The following is a 17,832-nucleotide window of genomic DNA, read 5'->3' as shown; positions in this document are numbered from 1 at the left end:
CCTGCGCTCAGCGAGACTGGACCTCGGACCACAGCTGCTGGAAGGTCTGCAGGGCATCGCCTTCCAGGCTGGGGGTGAATCGCAGTCGCTCCATGTCCTCATCGCTGGGCTGGACGGGCGGCTCGGTCAGCACCTCATCCAGATAGGGCGCGGCGGCGGCATTAGGGCTGGCGTAATAGTTGTAGTTGGAAAGCTGTGCCCCTACCTCGGCATCGAGAATGAAATCGATGAACTTGTGGGCCATGCCCGGGTTGGGCGCTTCGGAGGGGATTAGCATCGAGTCCACCCACATCTCGGCGCCCTCGTCGGGAATCATGAACGCCAGGTTCTCGAAGGTCTCCGGATCCTCGTCCTTGAAGAAGAGGTAGTCGCCGTTGTAGGAGAGCCCCACGTGGGTCACGCCCCGGGCCAGCTGCTGCAGCGCCGGCGTGCCGTCGGTGAAGCCACTGAAGGTGTCGCGCCCCTTGGTGTCGATAAGCAGCCGGGCAGCCTCCTTCCAGGCATTCATGTCGGTACAGTCATAGCCGTGGCCCAGGTAGGCGCAGGCGCCACCCATGCTGACCTGGCCGTCGCCCATCAGGGCGAAGGGGTGGTCGGGATTGACCTCGGGATCGAACAGCAGCGACCAGCTCTTGGGCGCATCCGGGAAGGTCTCGCTGTTGTAGACGATGCCGGTGGTGCCCCACTGGTAGGGCGCAGTGTACTCGGCACCGGGATCGAAGGCCGGGTCGCGGAACTGCTCCATGACGTTGTCGAGGTTCTCGAGCTTCGACTTATCGAGTTTTTGCACCAGGCCGGTCTGGATCAGCCGCGGCACATAGTAGTTCGACGGTACGATGATGTCGTACTGCGAGACCCCGCCGGCATTGAGCTTGGCGAACATCTCGGGCAGCGAGTTGAAGTAGTTCTGCACGACCTCGACGTCGTACTTCTCCTCGAAGGCCTCGATGATCTCGGGGTCCATGTACTCGGTCCAGTTGAACAGATAGAGCTTGTTCTCCTGGGCCTGGAGGCTGCCGGCAAACATCACGGCGCCGACGGACAGGGCAAGTGCGGTCTTGTTGATTGTCATCTCGGACTCTCCTCGTTTCCCCTAGGGAGGGATTGGCCGGCTCATGCCTGCCGGCGACGGCTAAACACTAGGCTGATGACGGCAGCGATGGCTACCGCGCCGATCATCAGGGTAGCGATGGCGTTGATCTCGGGCGACACCCCCTTCTTGATTGCCCCCCAGATGTAGATCGGCAGGGTCGCGCTCTCGGGACCCGCGGTGAAGAAACTGATCACGAAGTCATCCACCGACAGCGTAAAGGAGAGGAAGAAGGCGGAGATCAACGCAGGCTTGATGGTCGGCAGCATGAAGTGCACCACTCGTTTGATCGGCGTGGCGTACAGATCCTTGGCGGCCTCGAAGAGTGTCGGGTCCAGGCCCACGAATCGCGAGTAGACGATCAGCGCCACGAAGGGGATCTGGAAGGTCACGTGGGCGATGATCATGGTCCCCAGCCCCGGCTGCAGCAAGCCGGTCAGGCGGTGAATCTGCACGAAGAAGGCCATCTCCGAGATCCCGAAGACGATGTCGGGCAGCACGATGGGCAGGTAGATCAGCACGATCAGCCACCCCAGCTTGCGGTGACGATGGCGATACATGCCGTAGCCGATCCGGCAGCCGATCCCCAGCGCGATTACCGAGGAGGTGATGGCCAGGATCATGCTGTTGGCAAAGGCCGAGAGGATCTCCTCGTTGCCCATCAGGCGGCCATACCAGCGCAGCGAGATACCTGTAAAGGTGGCCGCACTGTTGGAAGCATTGAAGGAGAACAGCACCACCACGGCGAGGGGCAGGTAGAGGAAGACCAGGGTAAACCACCAGAAACCGGTCAGGCAGCGCTTGAAGGTTCGCTTTCTCATATCACCACCTCCTCGCCGCCGCCCAGGCGCTTGCCGATGCGACGCATGGCGAATAGCCCGATGAAGGTGGCGATCAGCATCAGGATTGCCCCGGCCGCCCCCAGTGGCCAGTTGGCCCCACCCGCAAACTGGTTGGCCACCAGGTTGCCGAGCATCATGCCCTTGCCGCCACCAAGCAGCTCCGGGATCACGTACATGCCGAAGGCGGGGATCGCCACCAGCACGATGCCGGCCAGCAATCCTGGCAGGGTCTGGGGAAAGACGGCGTGCCAGAAGGCGCGTACAGGCGAGGCGAAGAGGTCCTGAGCCGCCTCCACCTGGGCGGTGTCGAGTTTCTCGAAGGCGGCGTAGAGCGGCAACACCATGAACGGCAGGAAGTTGTATACCAGGCCCAGGGTCACCGCGAAGTTCGAGGGATAGAGCCCCATGTTGGGAGCGATGAAGCCAAGTCCCTCGGCAAGGTTGGAGAGCGGCGTGCCTGGTGCCAGCAGGTTCATCCAGCCGAAGGTGCGGATCACCTGGTTGGTCCAGCTGGGCACCACCACCAGCAGCAGCATGATCGGCCGCCATCTGGCTCGACAGGTACTGATGTAGTAGGCGATGGGATAGGCGACGATCACCACCAGGCCGGTGGAGACGAGCGTCTGCCACAGCGAGCGCAGCAGGGTGTAGAGATTGCCGGGGCTCCAGCCCAGGAAGCCGAAGCCCGCCAGGCGCCGGAACGACTCCAGCGACAGCGGCATCTCGGGCAGGCCGTAAGGGCCATTGGTCATGAAGGCCACGCCCATCAGGTAGGCACTGGGCAGCACCAGGAAGATCACGATCCAGGTAGCCCCAGGGGCCACAGTGAGCAGCAGGTGGCGTGCCTCGCGCACCATGCCACGACTGCGAGCGGAGGGTGTTACGCCGGTGTAGGCCATGTGCGACTCCTCACTCGCTCAGGGTGACCAGGTCTTCGGGGGCCACCGAGACCGTGACCCGATCCCCCACCTCGGGCAGGTGCCTGCCGCGGTTGTTGAGGGTCGCCTGCAGGGTGCTCGACCCGATCTCGAGACGGTACTCGGCATGGCTGCCGCGGTAGAGCCGCTCGCTGACCGTAGCCGGCAAGTGGTTGTCGCCCGCCACCTCGCCGGGCAGCAGGTCCAGGGTCTCCGGGCGGATCAGCAGCAGGCTGCCCTCCCCGGCGTCCTCGGTGGTGAGTTCGCCAAGCGGCGTGGTCAGGCGCGCGCCCTGGCGGGCGGTGACCGGATAGAGGTTGTCGTGGCCCATGAAGCGGGCGACGAAGGCATTCACCGGGTGCTCATAGACCTCGCGAGGTGGGCCCACCTGCTGGATGACGCCGCCGTTGAGTACGGCGATGCGGTCGGACATTACCATGGCTTCCTGCTGGTCATGGGTAACGAAGACGAAGGTCATCCCCAGGCGTTTCTGGACCCGCAACAGCTCGACCTGCAGCTGGCTGCGCAGGCCGGCGTCCAGTGCCGAGAGCGGCTCGTCGAGCAGCAGCACATCGGGCTCGTTGACCAGGGCGCGGGCCAGGGCGATGCGCTGTCGCTGGCCACCGGAGAGCTGGTCGACGGGGCGGTCCACCAGATCACCCAGCTTGATGAACTCGGCAATCTTCGCCACCCGGGCATCGCGCTCCCCCGGCAGCATGCCACGCATCTTGAGGCCGAAGGCCAGGTTCTCGCGCACCGAAAGATGCGGGAAGAGCGCATAGGACTGGAAGACGGTGTTGACGCTGCGCCTGTGGGGTGGCACCTCGGTGATGTCCTTGCCGCCGATAGCTAGCCGACCGTCGTCGGCCTCCTCGAGGCCGGCGAGGATGCGCAGCAGGGTGGTCTTGCCGCAGCCCGAGGGGCCGAGCAGGGTGAAGAACTCACCAGCCTCGATGGTGAGGTCGACCCCGTCCAGCGCCACGGTATCGCGGCCGAAGCGCTTGTGCAGACCCTTCATCTCGATGGAAGCAGCCTGACGGGCCGTCTCGCCCGGTTCCGCCTGCCCCGCCGAAGGTTCGGCCGGTGGCTCGATGGCTTCCGCCGTGATGGGGTCGCTCATGGGGGTGCCCTCTCGATTCTCGCTGGCCCGGTTCATAGCCGGTCCCGCAGCTTGTAGAAGTGGGTGGCCAGCACCAGCAGTGGCTTGCGCAGCCGCCGCCCGCCCGGGAAGTGGCGATGGGGCATGGCGGCAAAGACATCGAAGCGCTCGCTCTGACCGGCGATGGTCTCGGCCAGCAACTTACCGGCCAGACCCGACAGGGCCATGCCGTGCCCGGAATAGCCCTGGGCGTAGTAGACGTTGCTGCCCACCCGACCGAAATCCGGTGCCCGGTCGAGGGTGATGGCCACGTCCCCGCCCCAGCGGTAGTCGATGCGCACGCCCTCGAGCACCGGAAAGATCCGCGCGATCTTGGCATCCATGCGCGCCTCGAGGCCCCGCGGTTCACGGCCATCGTAGCTGACCTCGCCGCCATAGATGAGGCGCCTGTCGGCCGAGAGCCGGTAGTAGTCGAGCACGAAGTTGGCATCGGAAAGGGCATCGTTACGGGGCAGCACTCGGGCCGCCCGCTCGGCGGAAAGCGGCTCGGTGGCAATCATGTAGTTGGCGGCGCGCATGATACGACCGGAGAGTTCGGGCATCAGGCCCGCCTGGTAGGCGTTGGTGCCCAGCACCACGAAGTCGGCGGTCACTCGGCCACCGGCGGTGAGCACGCTGGCCGGCTGGCCACGGCGAACCTCCAGGGCAGCACTTCGCGCATGGAGCGCCACCCCGGCGCGTTGTGCCGCACGGGCCAGGCCCAGGGTATAGTTGAGGGGGTGCAGGTGGCCGCCCTCGGCGTCATGCAGGGCCGCCGGGTAGACATCGGTCACCACGTGCTCGCGCAGGGTATCTCCCTTCAGCATGGTAAGCGCCGGATAGTCATAGTCGCGCGCCATGCGCTCGCGGAACGCCTCGAGCTCACGCACATGGCGCCGCTTGACCGCGGCATGCAGATAGCCCCAGGCCAGGTCACAGGGAATCGCATGGCGCTCGACCAGTTCGGCGGTCAGGCGCACCGCCTCGCGACTCATCTCCCAGATATCGCGGGCCCGCTCCCGGCCCAGGGCCTTCTCCACGGTGCTGATGTCGGTGCCCAGGCCGGGAAGGATCTGCCCCCCGCTGCGACCGGAGGCACCTTGCCCGATCTCCCCGGCCTCCAGCAATACCACCGAGTAACCCCGTTCGGCCAGGTGGAGCGCCGCCGAGCAGCCGGTAATACCGCCGCCGACCACGCAGACATCGGCCCGCACCTCACCCTCGAGCGGAGGACAGTCACCGAGCTCGACGGCGATGGAATCGCGATACCAGGAAGCGGGCTGCTCCAGCGGTGGCGGAGTCGTCATGCGAGACACCTGTCTGTGATGCGCGGTGCGCTGGTTGTTTTGTAACAGTTGTTGGAACACCTGCTCGGTGACAGAGCCCTGAGCAGGCAACCTCAGTTTGACACCAGCACTGCAACGGCTGTCAAGTATTTAATACCTTCAGGAGTGCCAGTCTCTCTTCATTACAGATCGACAATTTCCCGCAATCGACCAAGAAACTTGTTCTGAAGGAAAAAGATAGCGAATATCGGAAGATTGAAGATGGAGACCGGGATCCGGAAAACCGGACACGCTTCGTCAATTAATCACCATCACTTACCCGAGCGACACGATAGCAGCGTCCTTGCATTCACGTCAGAGCTCACTGATACAAGAGCCGGCAGGACGCCCTTTCGTCAACGTGCTGGTAGGTTAGAGAGGACCACGTTCCGATCGAGGAGACCGTCATGACGGCGTCGACACCCCCTGCTCCCCATGCCGTCGAGAACGGCAAGGGAGCTAGCCCGCTCAATCACCACTACTGGATGCCGTTCAGCGCCAACCGCGACTTTCATGCCCATCCGCGGATGATCACGGCCGCCGAGGGGCGCTTCTTTATCGACGACCGCGGACGGCGACTGTTCGATTCTCTCTCCGGGCTCTGGACCTGCGGCGCCGGCCACAACCGCGTCGAGATCCAGCAGGCGGTGGCGGGCCAGTTGGGTCGGCTGGATTATGCCCCTGGCTTCCAGGTCGCCCATCCGCTGGCCTTCGAGCTGGCCGAACGGGTGGCGGCACTGACGCCCCCAGGGCTGGACCATGTCTTCTTCACCGGCTCCGGCTCAGAGTCCGCCGATACCGCAGTGAAGATGGCACGCGCCTACTGGCGTCTCCAGGGGCGACCGGAAAAGACCCGGCTGGTCGGTCGCGCCAAGGGCTACCACGGCGTCAATGTGGGCGGCACCAGCCTCGGCGGTATCGGCGGCAACCGCAAGCATTACGGCCAACTGCTGGACGTCAGCCACCTGCCCCACACCCTCCAGCCGGCACTTGCCTTCACCCGCGGCCAGGCAGAAAGCGGCGCTGAGCTCGCCGACGCCCTGCTCGACCAGATCGCCCTGCACGACGCCTCCAGCATCGCCGCGGTAATCGTCGAGCCCATGTCCGGTTCGGCGGGGGTCATCGTACCGCCCAGAGGCTATCTGGAGCGGCTGCGCGAGATCTGCTCCGACCACGACATCCTGCTGATCTTCGACGAGGTGATCACCGCCTTCGGTCGCGCCGGGGCCCGAACCGGGGCCGAGGCCTTCGGGGTCACGCCGGACATCATGAACGTGGCCAAGCAGCTCACCAACGGCGCGGTGCCCATGGGGGCCGTAATCGCCTCCCGAGAGATCTTCGACACCTTCATGGCGGGTGGCGGGCCGTCCCATGCCATAGAATTCCCCCACGGCTATACCTACAGCGCCCACCCCGTGGCGTGCGCCGCAGGGCTGGCGACACTGGACCTTTTCGAGCGCGAGGACTTCCCCAGCCAGGTACGGGCCATCGCCCCAGCATTCGAGGAAAAACTCCATGCCCTCAGGGGGCGCCCTCACGTGGTCGATATCCGCAACCACGGCCTGGCCGGGGCCGTGCAGCTCGCCCCCCGCGACGGCGATCCGACCATCCGGCCTCGGGATGCCCATCTGGCGCTCTGGGAGGCGGGTTTCTATGTACGCTACGGCGGCGACACCCTGCAATTCGGCCCGCCCTTCGCCAGCACGGAGGCGGAACTGGAGCGGCTCTTCGATGCCGTGGCCACGACCCTGGACCGGCTGGAGTGATCCGACGCCCTGTGCTAGCGGGGCACTGCTCTGGCAGCACTTCAGCCAGAGCCTCAGTCGGGACGTCAGAAGGAGCCGCAGACCGGACAGGCGGGGTCGCGTGGCACCCTAAAGTGACGCCACTGCCCGCCGAGGCCGTCGAAGGTGGAGAGCCCACGATGGGGCGTGCCGGCGCCGCTGACCAGCTTGATCGCCTCCAGCGCCTGGAAGCTGCCGATCAGCCCCACCAGCGGCGCCACCACGCCGCTCTCGGCGCAGCTGAGTGCCTCGCCACCTTCCTCGCCCGGCGGATAGAGGCAGGCATAGCAGGGAGACTCGGGGTCACGGGGATCGAAGACGGCAAGCTGGCCGGAAAAACGGATCGCCGCCCCCGAAACCAACGGCACTTGCGCCGTGTGGCAGGCGGCGTTGATGGCATAGCGGCTGGAGAAGCGATCAGTGCAATCAAGCACCACGTCCGCCTCGGCGACCGACCGCGCCAGCGCCTCGCCGTCGAGATGGTCGCTGAGCGCCCGGATCATGCAGCTGGGGTTCAGGGCGAGGGCCGCCTCCCGGGCCGACTCGGCCTTGTTGCGACCGAGATCGACGGTGGCGTGGGCGATCTGGCGTTGAAGATTGGAGAGCTCGACTTCATCGGCATCGGCCAGGGTCAACCGGCCCATGCCCGCCGCCGCCAGATAGAGGGCCACCGGCGAGCCCAGCCCGCCGGCGCCGATCACCAGGGCGTGACCGGCCAGCAACCGCTCCTGGCCCTCGATATCAACCTGGTCGAGCATGATCTGACGGCTATAACGTAGCAGGGCATGATCATCCATGGCTGGGCTCACTTCTCGTCGAACTCCTCGATGTCGGGCACGTGGAGGCTGAAGTCCTCCTTGACCTCCTCCATCACCACGTAGCTCTTGGACTCCTTCACGCCGGGCAGGGTCAGCACCACGTCGCCGAGCAGCTGGCGGTAGGCGGACATCTCGGGAATCCGGCACTTGAGGATGTAATCGAACTGCCCCGAGACCAGGTGGCACTCCTGGATCTGCGGCAACTCGGCCACGGCGCGACGGAATTCGTCGAATACCGCCGGTGACTGAGTCTCCAGGCTGATCTCGACGAACACCAGCAGGTTGGCCTTGAGCGCCCGAGGGTCGAGCAGCGCTTTATAGCCGCGAATGATACCTTCGCGCTCCAGGCGCTTGACGCGCTCCAGGCAGGGCGTGGTGGAGAGTCCGACCCGGGAGGCCAAGTCGACATAGGAGATGCGGGCGTTATCTTGCAGGCAGCGCAGGATCTTGCGGTCGATGCGGTCGAGGGAGCGTGTCTTGGGCTTCATGAAGGCAAAGGCGACGAGAGGTGGGATGATTTATTGACCAAGATGTACCACATCACCACCGCCCCTCTCCAGTCCTGCCTTCAAGCCTCAAGGTGACGCCCCAGGCTGATGCGGTCATTGCCGCCGAGATCGCGCAGGGTCGAAACATCCACATAGCCCGCCGCAGCGAGGGCCTCACGCACCGCCGCTCCCTGACCATGGCCATGCTCGAGCAGCAGCCAGCCGCCGGGCACGAGGTGGGCGCGGGCTTCGCCCACCAGGTGGCGCAAGTCGGCCAGGCCCAGCTCGGCCGCCACCAGGGCGCTGTGCGGTTCGAAGCGCACATCACCTCGCTTCAGGTGGGGGTCATCCTCGGCGATATAGGGTGGGTTCGAGACGATGAGGTCAAAGCGCTCACCGCCGTTCTCGTCGCTCTGTTCGCTCTCGACGTTCAAGGCCGTGAACCAGTCCCCGCGGCGGAAGTCGACGTTGTCGATGACGAGCCGTTCGGCATTGTGACGGGCCAGGGTCACCGACTCCGGGCTAAGGTCGATGCCGACCACCGACCAGCCGGGCCGCTCGCTGGCAAACGCCAAGGCGATGGCTCCGGTGCCGGTACCGAGATCCAACAGCCGACCCTGGTCCGATGCGCCATGGGCCAAGGCCGCCTCGACCAGCCGCTCGGTATCGGGGCGAGGAATCAGCGTGTGTCGCGAGGTGGCCAGCGGCAGCCCCCAGAACTCGCGCTCACCGGTCAGGTAGGCCACCGGCTGCCCCGAAGCTCGCGCCGCCAGGAGCGCCTCGAAGAGGGCCCGCTCGAGGATCGGCACCTCGCGGTCGCCCCAGGTATAGAGCCAGGTGCGATCGACGCCCAGCACATGGCAGAGCAGCACCTCGGCATCGAGCCTTGCGCTCGGGGAACCGACATCAAAGAGACGCCGGGCGGCCCGCGCCAGCAGGGCATCGAGTGTCATCCGGCGTCCTGCTGCAGGGCCGCCAGCTGCTCGGCCTGGTACTCGTGGATCAGCGGCTCAATCACGTCATCGAGCTGCTCGCCGCCGACCACCTCGGCCAGCTTGTAGAGCGTCAGGTTGATGCGGTGATCGGTGACCCGGCCCTGGGGGAAATTGTAGGTACGAATGCGCTCGCTGCGATCGCCGGAGCCTACCAGGGAACGCCGGGCATCGGCCTGCTGCTGGCGCTGGCTGGCCACGGCCGACTGCTTGAGCCGAGCGGCGAGCAGCGACATCGCCTTGGCGCGATTCTTGTGCTGACTGCGCTCCTCCTGACACTCCACCACCACGCCGCTGGGCAGGTGGGTGATGCGGATGGCGGAGTCGGTGGTGTTGACGTGCTGGCCGCCGGCACCGCTGGAGCGGAAGGTGTCCACACGCAGGTCGTTCGAATCGATGTCAATGTCGCCTACCTCATCGGCCTCGGGCATCACCGCCACCGTGCAGGCAGAGGTATGGATGCGCCCCTGGGACTCGGTGGCCGGCACGCGCTGCACCCGGTGGGCCCCGGACTCGAACTTGAGCCGTGCATAGACCCCATCGCCCTTGACCCGCGAGATGATCTCCTTGTAGCCGCCCTGCTCGCCATGGCTGGCACTGACGACCTCCACCTTCCAGCTATGCTGCTCGGCGTAACGGGCGTACATGCGAAAAAGGTCACCGGCGAACAGCGCCGCCTCATCCCCGCCGGTACCGGCGCGAATCTCGAGGAAGACGTTGCGTCGATCATCGGGGTCCCTAGGCACCAGCAACTGCTTGAGTCGGATCTCGAGGGCCTCGAGCCTGTCACGCCCATCACCCCGCTCGAGCTCTGCCAGCTCACGCATCTCGGCATCGGCATCGTCGAGGAGCTGCTCGGCGGAGGCGATGTCGGCCTCCACGCCGCGATACTCACGCCAGGCCTCCACCAGGGGTTCGAGCTCGGCATATTCCCGCGAATAGTCGCGGAAGCGGGTCTGGTCGCTGATCACCTCGGGCTCCGCCAGCAGGGCGGAAAGCTCCTCGAAGCGCTCGACGAAGGCATCGAGGCGCTGGCGCAGGGTGGCTTTCATCGGCGCATCCTATCGGGAGTGGTCGGTGGATTCATCCAGCAGCAGGGCGGTGGCGGCCTCCAACAGGTCGCGACGATCCCGGGAGGCCGCCTCGCGCATCGCCACGGTGGGACGATGCATCAGCCGATTGGTCAGTTGGTGGGCCAGGCGCCGGATCACCAGCTCGGGGTCCTCACCCCGGGCCAGGCGCGCCATTGCCTGCTGCTCGGAGAGGTCGCGCATGGCCTCGCCACGGGCACGCACGTCGCGGATCAGCTCGCCGCCGCTGCGGATACGCCGCTCGTGCTGCCAGTTGCCCACGCCGTGCTCGATCAGCGACTCGGCCTGGTCGGCAGCCACCTGACGATGCCTTCGATTCTCCTCGATGACTTCCTGGAGGTCATCGACGGTGTAGAGGAAGACATCACTGAGCTCACCCACCTCGGGCTCGATGTCCCGGGGCACGGCGATGTCGACCATGAAGACTGGGCGGTGGCGGCGCTTCTTCAGCGCCCGCTCGACCATGCCCTTGCCAAGGATCGGCAGGGGGGCGGCGGTGGAGGAGATCACGATGTCGGCCTCGACCAGCGCCTCGGGGATCGCATCGAGGGTGATCGCCTTACCGCCCAGCGGGCCGGAGAGGGCCTCGGCCCGCTCGCGGGTACGGTTGGCCACGGTGAGCTGCCGGACGCCGGCCTCGTGGAGGTGGCGCGCCACCAGCTCGATGGTCTCGCCGGCGCCGATCAGCAGCGCCCGCGAGCGGGTGAAGTCACCGAAGATGCGGCTGGCCAGGCTCACCGCTGCATAGGCCACCGACACCGGGTTGCGACCGATGCCCGTCTCGGTGCGCACCTGCTTGGCCACGGCGAAGGTGTTCTGGAACAGGCACTCCAGCTCGCCGCCCAGGCCATGGGACCGGCGGGCCGCCTGGTAGGCCTCCTTGAGCTGGCCGAGGATCTGCGGCTCGCCCAGCACCATGGAGTCCAGTCCTACAGCCACCCGCATCAGGTGGCGGGCCGCCTCATTCTCGTGGAAGTGGTAGGCACATCGAGAGAGGTCCTCCACCTTCAACCCATGGAAACGGCCCAGCCAGTCGAGGATCTCGCGCTCGCCGACGGCCTCGGTGACGCAGTAAAGCTCGGTGCGGTTGCAGGTGGAGAGGACCGCCGCCTCGCGCACCTCCGGCAAGGCACGCAGCTCGGCCAGTGCCGCCTCAAGCTGTGTCGGCGAGAAGGCGACCTGCTCACGCACCTCGACGGTGGCGGTCCGGTGGTTGATTCCCAGGGCAAGAAGCGTCATGCGTTCGGCATCTTCGCGAGTCGTGGTTCCGGTAGGGGCGCAGGGGTAATGTCCGGTGACACGGTCCGCCCATCCTCGAAGCGCCGCATTCTACCACAGGCCGCCCGCTCGGGGTGCCATGACATTCCGTGATCGGGATCATGCTTTGCCCGGGGAAGGCGAGCCGTTATGCTGACCACTCTTCCTCCGGCTCGAGACGCGCATGCCCCGCGGAACGCTCTCCCGAATAACTCATCGCATCCCCCTGGTGCCGCTGGCGCTGGCGATACTGCTCGCTGGCTGTCAAGGCCTGCCGGGGGGCGCTTCGACCGCCGCACCCGCCGCAGACCCGATGGCGGGTGCGCCGGCGGTTACCCGCGGCCTGGATGCCGACAGTCTCTCCGGCCTGCTGGTCGCCGAACTGGCAGGACAGCGCGGGGACTATACGCGTGCCACCCGCGGATTTCTCGACGTCGCCGAGCGCTATGACTCCGCGGCTCTCGCCGAGCGCGCCACCCTGGCCGCCCGCTTCAGCGAGGATACCCAACTGCTCGAGGACGCCGCACAGCGCTGGCAGGCCCTGGCCCCCCAGAGCGACAACCCGGCGCGCCTGCTCGCCAGCCTCGCCATCCAGCGCGGTGACTGGGACGATGCCCTGCAACAACGCCTGGCCGCCATCAGGCGTGGCGCCGAAGAGGAGCTGATAGGCTTCGTGGAGAGCGCCCTCGAGGCCGGTGTCGACCCGGCGCCGCTGCTGGCCATGATGCGCGAGCACCTGGCCGCTAGAGGCAAGCAGACACGCCACGACAGCGAACTGGCCACCGCCCTGCTGGAAGCCGCCGCCGGTGAGCGCGCGGCCGCCGAGCAGCGCCTTGCACAACTGGCCCGGGAGGCCCCCGAACTACCCGAACTTTGGCAGATTCGCGCTCGCCTGGCCCTCCAAGCCGATAACCCCGCCCAGGCACGATCGGCGGCGCGACGCGGCCTGGAAGTGGCGCCAGGTGATCCACGCCTGATGCTGCTGCTGGCTCGCGCCGAGATACAGTTGGGCGGCATCGAGGCCGCCGAGGCCACCATCAACGCCCTGCTCGACGACCATGGCGATGATGCCGAACTGCGCCTGGGCCTGGCGCGGCTGTTCCTGGAGGAAGAATACCTGCCCCCGGCGCGCCGCCTGCTGCTCCCCCTGGTCAGTGACGACGAGGCGCCACCACTGGCCTTCCTGCTGCTTGGCGCCATCGCCGAGGAAGAGGGCGAGGTGGACAACGCCCTTCTCTATTACCGCCAGGTGGGAGAAGGCGAGCAGTTCCTGACCGCCCGCCTGGGCGCGGCCCGGATGCTGATCGAGAATGACCGCCTGCTCGACGCGCGCACCTTCCTCCGCCTAGAGCGGCTGCGTCACGAGGCCTACCGCAGCGAGCTGGTCTCCCTGGAGGTCGAACTGCTCGATGAGGCCGGTCTCGACGACCAGGCCGATGCCCTGCTCGACAGCGAGCTCTCGCAGCACCCCGACGACGAACAGCTTCTCTACCAGCGGGCCATGCGCGCCTTTGCCGACGACGACCTTGCGGCCATGGAAGCCGACCTTCGTCATATCATCGAGAACGACCTGGACAACGCCAATGCCCTGAACGCCTTGGGCTATACCCTCGCCGATGCCGATCTCGAGGGCCGCCTGGAGGAGGCGCGTGAACTGATCGAGCGGGCCCATGCACTGGAGCCCGGCAACCCGGCCATCCTCGACAGCATGGGCTGGGTCCGCTATCGACAGGGCGACCCCGAGGAGGCCCTGCCCTGGCTCGAGCGGGCCTGGTCGGCCATGCCCGACCAGGAGATTGCCGCACACCTGATCGAGGTGCTCTGGGCACTGGGCGAGGAGGAGCGTGCACGCGCCCTGCTCGAGGAAGTCCGGCAGCGCTTCGAGAAACGTCCGCTGATCGACGAACTGCTGCAACGATACCCTGAGCTCGACGCTCCCGGACGTGACGACTGACCCCTGAGGAATGGAACTCACCATGACCACCCTGCCGCGACTGCTGATCCCCCTGTTTGTCCTGGCCCTGCTGGCCGGCTGCGCCGGCCGGGCGCCAGCTCCCGAGGGAGAGCGTGCCGCGGGCCAGTGGCAGGCCCAGGCCGGGCGCCTGGCCGAACTCGACACCTGGGTACTGGTCGGCAAGGTCGGCCTGCGCACCCCCGAGGAGTCCACCAGCGCCAACCTGGACTGGAGCCAGCATCCCCACTACTATCGGCTGCTGATCAGCGGGCCCTTCGGCAGCGGACGCAGCACCCTGGAGGGACGCGAGGGGCGCTTCTCGCTGACAACCGGCGAGGGACGCTTCGAAGCCGAGACTCCGGAGGCGCTGATGGAGCAGCAGTTGGGCTGGTCGCTCCCGGTCAGCGCGCTCTCCGACTGGATCCGCGGCCTGCCGGCGGACAACAGCGCCTATCGGCTGGTAGAGGACGATCTGGGCTTTCCCCTTCGCCTCGAGCAGGATGGCTGGGAAATCGAATACCGCGACTGGGAGCGCGTCGTCGACCTCTGGCTGCCCAGGCGCCTGGTAATGACCTACGACGACTTGCGGGTCACCCTGGTGGTCACCGAATGGCGTCCGACCCTAGACGACTGACATGCCCTCGACCATCCCCCTTGGCGAGGCGCTGGTATTGCCGGCGCCGGCCAAGCTCAATCGAATGCTGCACATCATCCGCCGCCGGCCAGATGGATACCACGAGCTGCAGACGTTGTTCCAGTTCCTCGACGTCGGCGACACCCTGACGCTGCGCGCCCGCGAGGACGGCGAGATCCGCCTCCTTCCCCACCTGCCCGGAGTGGAGCCCGAGGACAACCTGATCGTGCGTGCCGCCCGCCTGCTGCAGGCCGAGAGCGACTGTCGTCTGGGGGCGGACATCCATCTCGACAAGCGCTTGCCGCTGGGCGGAGGGCTGGGGGGTGGCAGCTCGGATGCCGCCACCACCCTGCTCGGCCTAGACACCATCTGGGGAATAGGGCTATCACTGGAACGCCTGGCCGAGCTGGGCCTGACCCTGGGAGCCGATGTGCCGGTGTTCGTGCACGGCCGCTCCGCCTGGGCCGAGGGGATCGGCGAACGCCTCACCCCAGTCGCGCTCGACACCCCCTGGTTCGTGGTGATCCACCCTGGCGTGACGGTCTCTACCTCGGCGGTGTTCAAGGCGCCGCAATTGACACGCCACACCCCCCCGATTACCATGGCGCGCGCATTGCAGGGAGGAGCGGCGAGCTGGAGCAACGATTGCGAGCCCACCGTTCGGACACTGTATCCCGAGGTGGCGCATGCTCTCGACTGGCTGGCGAGCCGAGCGGCGGCCATGCTGACCGGCACCGGTGCCTGCGTGTTTGGCCGGCTTGGCAGCGAAGCGCAGGCCGAGCAACTCCTGGTCGAGGTTCCCGAGGGCTGGCAAGCCTTCAAGGCATGCGGCCTGAATCGCTCACCTCTTCATGTTGCGCTGGGTCGATGCCCCTCACCGCCCAAGGCGACGAGGCATCCCTGAACGTCCCGGAACAACCATCGACCCGAATCCCTGAAGACCCTACACAGCAAAGGTGGCTGCGCGTGTCAAAATTGATGGTTTTCGCCGGGAATGCCAATCCCGAACTCGCCCGAAAGGTCGCCGAGAGTCTGGACACCTACCTGGGCAATGCCACGGTCGGCCAGTTCAGCGACGGCGAAGTCGCGGTCGAGATCAACGAGAACGTGCGCGGCAAGGATGTGTTCATCCTGCAGTCCACCTGTGCACCGACCAATGACAACCTGATGGAGCTGATCCTGATGGTGGACGCCCTGCGCCGGGCTTCCGCTACCCGGATCACTGCGGTGGTGCCCTACTTCGGCTACGCCCGTCAGGACCGCCGCGTGCGTTCCGCACGCGTGCCCATCTCGGCCAAGATCGTCGCCGACATGATGGTCAAGGCCGGCGTCGACCGCGTCATGACCATGGACCTGCATGCCGACCAGATCCAGGGCTTCTTCGACGTGCCGGTGGACAACGTCTACGGCTCGCCGATCCTGCTCGACGACATCGAGCGCCAGAACTACGACGATCTGGTAGTGGTATCGCCGGATGTCGGCGGCGTGGTGCGCGCTCGCGCCATCGCCAAGCAGCTCAACGCCGACCTGGCGATCATCGACAAGCGTCGCCCCTCGGCCAACCAGGCCCAGGTGATGCACATCATCGGCGAGATCGAGAACCGCACCTGCGTGGTGGTAGATGACATGATCGACACCGCCGGTACCCTGTGTAAGGCCGGCGAGGCCCTCAAGGCCCGAGGTGCCCGTCGCGTGGTCGCCTACGCCACCCACCCGATCCTGTCGGGGCCGGCGGTGGACAACATCACCGAATCGGTGCTCGACGAGGTGGTGGTGACCGACACCATCCCCCTCTCCAAGATCGCGCGGCGCAGCGGCAAGATCCGCCAGCTCAGCGTCGCCGGCCTGATCGCCGAAGCGATCCGCCGGGTCAGCAACGAGGAATCCGTCAGCGCCATGTTCCACTGAACGCGAGTCCATCGAGATTCGCTCGGTGGTACGAGGCGCGGGACACATGCCCTGCGGGGCTCCCGGAAACGCCGTGGTCTGGTCGCGGGCCACGGCGCCTTCCTTACTTCCAGAAAGAGGCAATTTCATGTCCGATTACACACTCAATGCCAGCGTTCGTAACGACCTGGGGAAAGGTGCGAGCCGCCGCCTGCGTCGTGCGAACGAACAGGTGCCGGCCATCATCTATGGTGGCGAGCAGGCGCCGCAGCCCATCGCCGTCGACAAGACCAGCTTCTACAAGGCGCTTGAAGACGAGGCCTTCTTCTCCTCCCTGATCAACCTGCAGGTGGACGGCAAGGCCCAGCAGGTGGTGGTGCGTGATCTCCAGCGTCACCCCTACAAGCCGCTGATCACCCATGCCGACTTCCTGCGGGTCGATGCCACCCACGAGATCACCATGCGCGTACCGCTGCACGTGGAGGGCGAGGACAAGTGCACGGGCATCAAGGATGAAGGTGGCGAGCTCCACGTGCTCGCCAACGATGTCGAGATCAGCTGTCTGCCGAAGGATCTGCCCGACTTCCTGGAGATCGACATCACCGAGGTGGCACTGGGTACCACCCTGCACCTTTCCGACCTGACCGTGCCGGCCGGTGTCACCATCGTCGCGCTCACCCATGGCGAGGATCATGACAACGCCATACTGAGCATCTCCAAGCCCAAGATCCGTGAAACGGAAGAGGACGAGGAAGGCGAAGAAGGCGAAGAAGCCGCCAAGGGCGAAGAAGGTGAAGAAGGCAAAGACAGCGCCGAGTAATCGCGCCTGTCCGGGGCCATGCCGAGCATGGCCCCTCCCTTCATCGATCAAGCGCCCCGGCGCTTGATTTTTTTGTGGCCGTCCATCCCTGGCGGCCATCCTCCAGACCGCCGCTAACGCGACGTCAAAAATCATTCCAGATGATTTTTTGGAGACACGACATGAACCAGGTCAAGGCGATCATTGGACTGGGCAACCCCGGCGCCGACTACGCGGCCACCCGCCACAATGCCGGTGCCTGGCTGGTGCAGGCCGTTGCCCGGGCGGCGGGCGACGAGCTGCGTCCAGAGAAGAAGTTCCTGGGCCTGCACGCCAAGGTCCAGATGGGGGGCCAGGAAGTGCACCTACTCGAGCCCACCACCTTCATGAACCGCAGCGGCGGTGCCGTGGCGGCCCTTTGCCAGTTCTTCAAACTTGCCCCAGACGAGCTCTTGGTGGCCCACGACGAACTCGACATGCCGCCCGGCACTGCGCGCTACAAGACAGGCGGGGGACATGGTGGACACAATGGCCTGCGCGACATCACCAGCGCACTGGGCGGCGACAACGGCTTCCATCGGCTGCGCATCGGCATCGGTCATCCCGGCGACAGCCGCCAGGTGACCCACTACGTGCTCGGCCGTCCCGGCAAGGCGGAGCTTGCCGCCATCGATGACGCCATCGACGAATGCCTGGCCACCCTGCCCCAGGCCATGGCCGGCGACTGGGCGAAGGCCATGAACCGGCTGCACAGTTTTACAGCGCCGAGCTGAAAGCGCCGAGCTACAAGGGCCGCTGAGCTATAAGCGGCCGAAG

17 protein-coding genes are annotated in these 17,832 nt (G+C 66.1%); 7 read left to right on the top strand and 10 right to left on the bottom strand.

Annotated elements, in window-relative coordinates:
* Positions 1–7: 7 nt before the first annotated feature.
* Genes BMY30_RS02900 through BMY30_RS02880 form a run of 5 tightly spaced genes read right to left on the bottom strand, consistent with a single transcriptional unit; the run spans position 8 to position 5,294 of the window.
* Entirely contained in the window at positions 8–1,072 is a 1,065-nt protein-coding gene (locus tag BMY30_RS02900) for an ABC transporter substrate-binding protein (RefSeq protein WP_089710427.1), read from the bottom strand.
* 41 nt (positions 1,073–1,113) lie between these two features.
* Positions 1,114–1,911, bottom strand: a complete 798-nt coding sequence (locus BMY30_RS02895) for an ABC transporter permease (protein WP_089710425.1) — start codon at positions 1,909–1,911, stop codon at positions 1,114–1,116.
* A complete protein-coding gene (locus tag BMY30_RS02890) occupies positions 1,908–2,831 on the bottom strand; it encodes an ABC transporter permease (RefSeq protein ID WP_089710424.1) in 924 nt (307 codons plus the stop codon). The genes BMY30_RS02895 and BMY30_RS02890 overlap by 4 nt, the downstream gene beginning before the upstream one ends.
* A 10-nt stretch (positions 2,832–2,841) precedes the next feature.
* Positions 2,842–3,969 carry an ABC transporter ATP-binding protein gene (locus tag BMY30_RS02885; RefSeq protein WP_089710769.1) on the bottom strand — a complete coding sequence of 376 codons (1,128 nt, stop codon included), beginning with the start codon at positions 3,967–3,969 and terminating at the stop codon, positions 2,842–2,844.
* 32 nt (positions 3,970–4,001) lie between these two features.
* A complete protein-coding gene (locus BMY30_RS02880) occupies positions 4,002–5,294 on the bottom strand; it encodes an NAD(P)/FAD-dependent oxidoreductase (protein WP_089710422.1) in 1,293 nt (430 codons plus the stop codon).
* Positions 5,295–5,719: 425 nt separating this feature from the next.
* Between BMY30_RS02880 and aptA the strand changes: the two genes are divergently transcribed.
* Positions 5,720–7,078: an omega-aminotransferase AptA gene (gene aptA / locus BMY30_RS02875; RefSeq protein ID WP_089710420.1), complete on the top strand. Its 1,359-nt coding sequence runs from the start codon at positions 5,720–5,722 to the stop codon at positions 7,076–7,078.
* Positions 7,079–7,143: 65 nt separating this feature from the next.
* Here the strand turns inward: aptA and BMY30_RS02870 are convergent, their stop codons facing one another.
* The 5 genes from BMY30_RS02870 to hemA all read right to left on the bottom strand — a co-directional run bounded on the left by BMY30_RS02870 (position 7,144) and on the right by hemA (position 11,724).
* Positions 7,144–7,893, bottom strand: coding sequence for a HesA/MoeB/ThiF family protein (locus tag BMY30_RS02870; protein WP_089710418.1), 750 nt, complete (start codon positions 7,891–7,893; stop codon positions 7,144–7,146).
* 8 nt (positions 7,894–7,901) lie between these two features.
* On the bottom strand, positions 7,902–8,402 hold the full coding sequence (locus BMY30_RS02865) for an Lrp/AsnC ligand binding domain-containing protein (RefSeq protein WP_089710416.1): 501 nt from the start codon (positions 8,400–8,402) through the stop codon (positions 7,902–7,904).
* 80 nt (positions 8,403–8,482) lie between these two features.
* Positions 8,483–9,355, bottom strand: a complete 873-nt coding sequence (prmC, locus tag BMY30_RS02860) for a peptide chain release factor N(5)-glutamine methyltransferase (protein WP_089710415.1) — start codon at positions 9,353–9,355, stop codon at positions 8,483–8,485.
* Positions 9,352–10,446, bottom strand: a complete 1,095-nt coding sequence (gene prfA / locus BMY30_RS02855; protein WP_089710412.1) for a peptide chain release factor 1 — start codon at positions 10,444–10,446, stop codon at positions 9,352–9,354. Before prfA ends, prmC begins: the two co-directional genes overlap by 4 nt.
* 9 nt (positions 10,447–10,455) lie before the next feature.
* Positions 10,456–11,724 carry a glutamyl-tRNA reductase gene (gene hemA / locus BMY30_RS02850; protein ID WP_089710410.1) on the bottom strand — a complete coding sequence of 423 codons (1,269 nt, stop codon included), beginning with the start codon at positions 11,722–11,724 and terminating at the stop codon, positions 10,456–10,458.
* A 202-nt stretch (positions 11,725–11,926) separates the two neighbouring features.
* Between hemA and BMY30_RS02845 the strand changes: the two genes are divergently transcribed.
* The 6 genes from BMY30_RS02845 (at position 11,927) to pth (ending at position 17,789) form a co-directional block, all read left to right on the top strand.
* Positions 11,927–13,696: a tetratricopeptide repeat protein gene (locus tag BMY30_RS02845; protein ID WP_089710408.1), complete on the top strand. Its 1,770-nt coding sequence runs from the start codon at positions 11,927–11,929 to the stop codon at positions 13,694–13,696.
* A gap of 22 nt (positions 13,697–13,718) precedes the next feature.
* Positions 13,719–14,330, top strand: a complete 612-nt coding sequence (gene lolB, locus BMY30_RS02840) for a lipoprotein insertase outer membrane protein LolB (protein ID WP_244516106.1) — start codon at positions 13,719–13,721, stop codon at positions 14,328–14,330.
* 1 nt (position 14,331) lies between these two features.
* Positions 14,332–15,234 carry a 4-(cytidine 5'-diphospho)-2-C-methyl-D-erythritol kinase gene (ispE, locus tag BMY30_RS02835; RefSeq protein WP_089710404.1) on the top strand — a complete coding sequence of 301 codons (903 nt, stop codon included), beginning with the start codon at positions 14,332–14,334 and terminating at the stop codon, positions 15,232–15,234.
* Between the two features lie 62 nt (positions 15,235–15,296).
* Positions 15,297–16,238: a ribose-phosphate pyrophosphokinase gene (locus BMY30_RS02830; protein WP_170840056.1), complete on the top strand. Its 942-nt coding sequence runs from the start codon at positions 15,297–15,299 to the stop codon at positions 16,236–16,238.
* A gap of 127 nt (positions 16,239–16,365) precedes the next feature.
* Positions 16,366–17,037, top strand: coding sequence for a 50S ribosomal protein L25/general stress protein Ctc (locus BMY30_RS02825; RefSeq protein ID WP_089710400.1), 672 nt, complete (start codon positions 16,366–16,368; stop codon positions 17,035–17,037).
* A gap of 161 nt (positions 17,038–17,198) precedes the next feature.
* Positions 17,199–17,789 carry an aminoacyl-tRNA hydrolase gene (pth, locus tag BMY30_RS02820; protein ID WP_089710398.1) on the top strand — a complete coding sequence of 197 codons (591 nt, stop codon included), beginning with the start codon at positions 17,199–17,201 and terminating at the stop codon, positions 17,787–17,789.
* Positions 17,790–17,832 lie beyond the last annotated feature (43 nt).

Source organism: Halomonas daqiaonensis, assembly GCF_900109725.1.
Taxonomy (GTDB): Bacteria; Pseudomonadota; Gammaproteobacteria; order Pseudomonadales; family Halomonadaceae; genus Halomonas; species Halomonas daqiaonensis.
The sequence above is the reverse complement of the archived record's forward strand: the minus strand, read 5'-3'. Positions and strand labels throughout refer to the sequence as shown.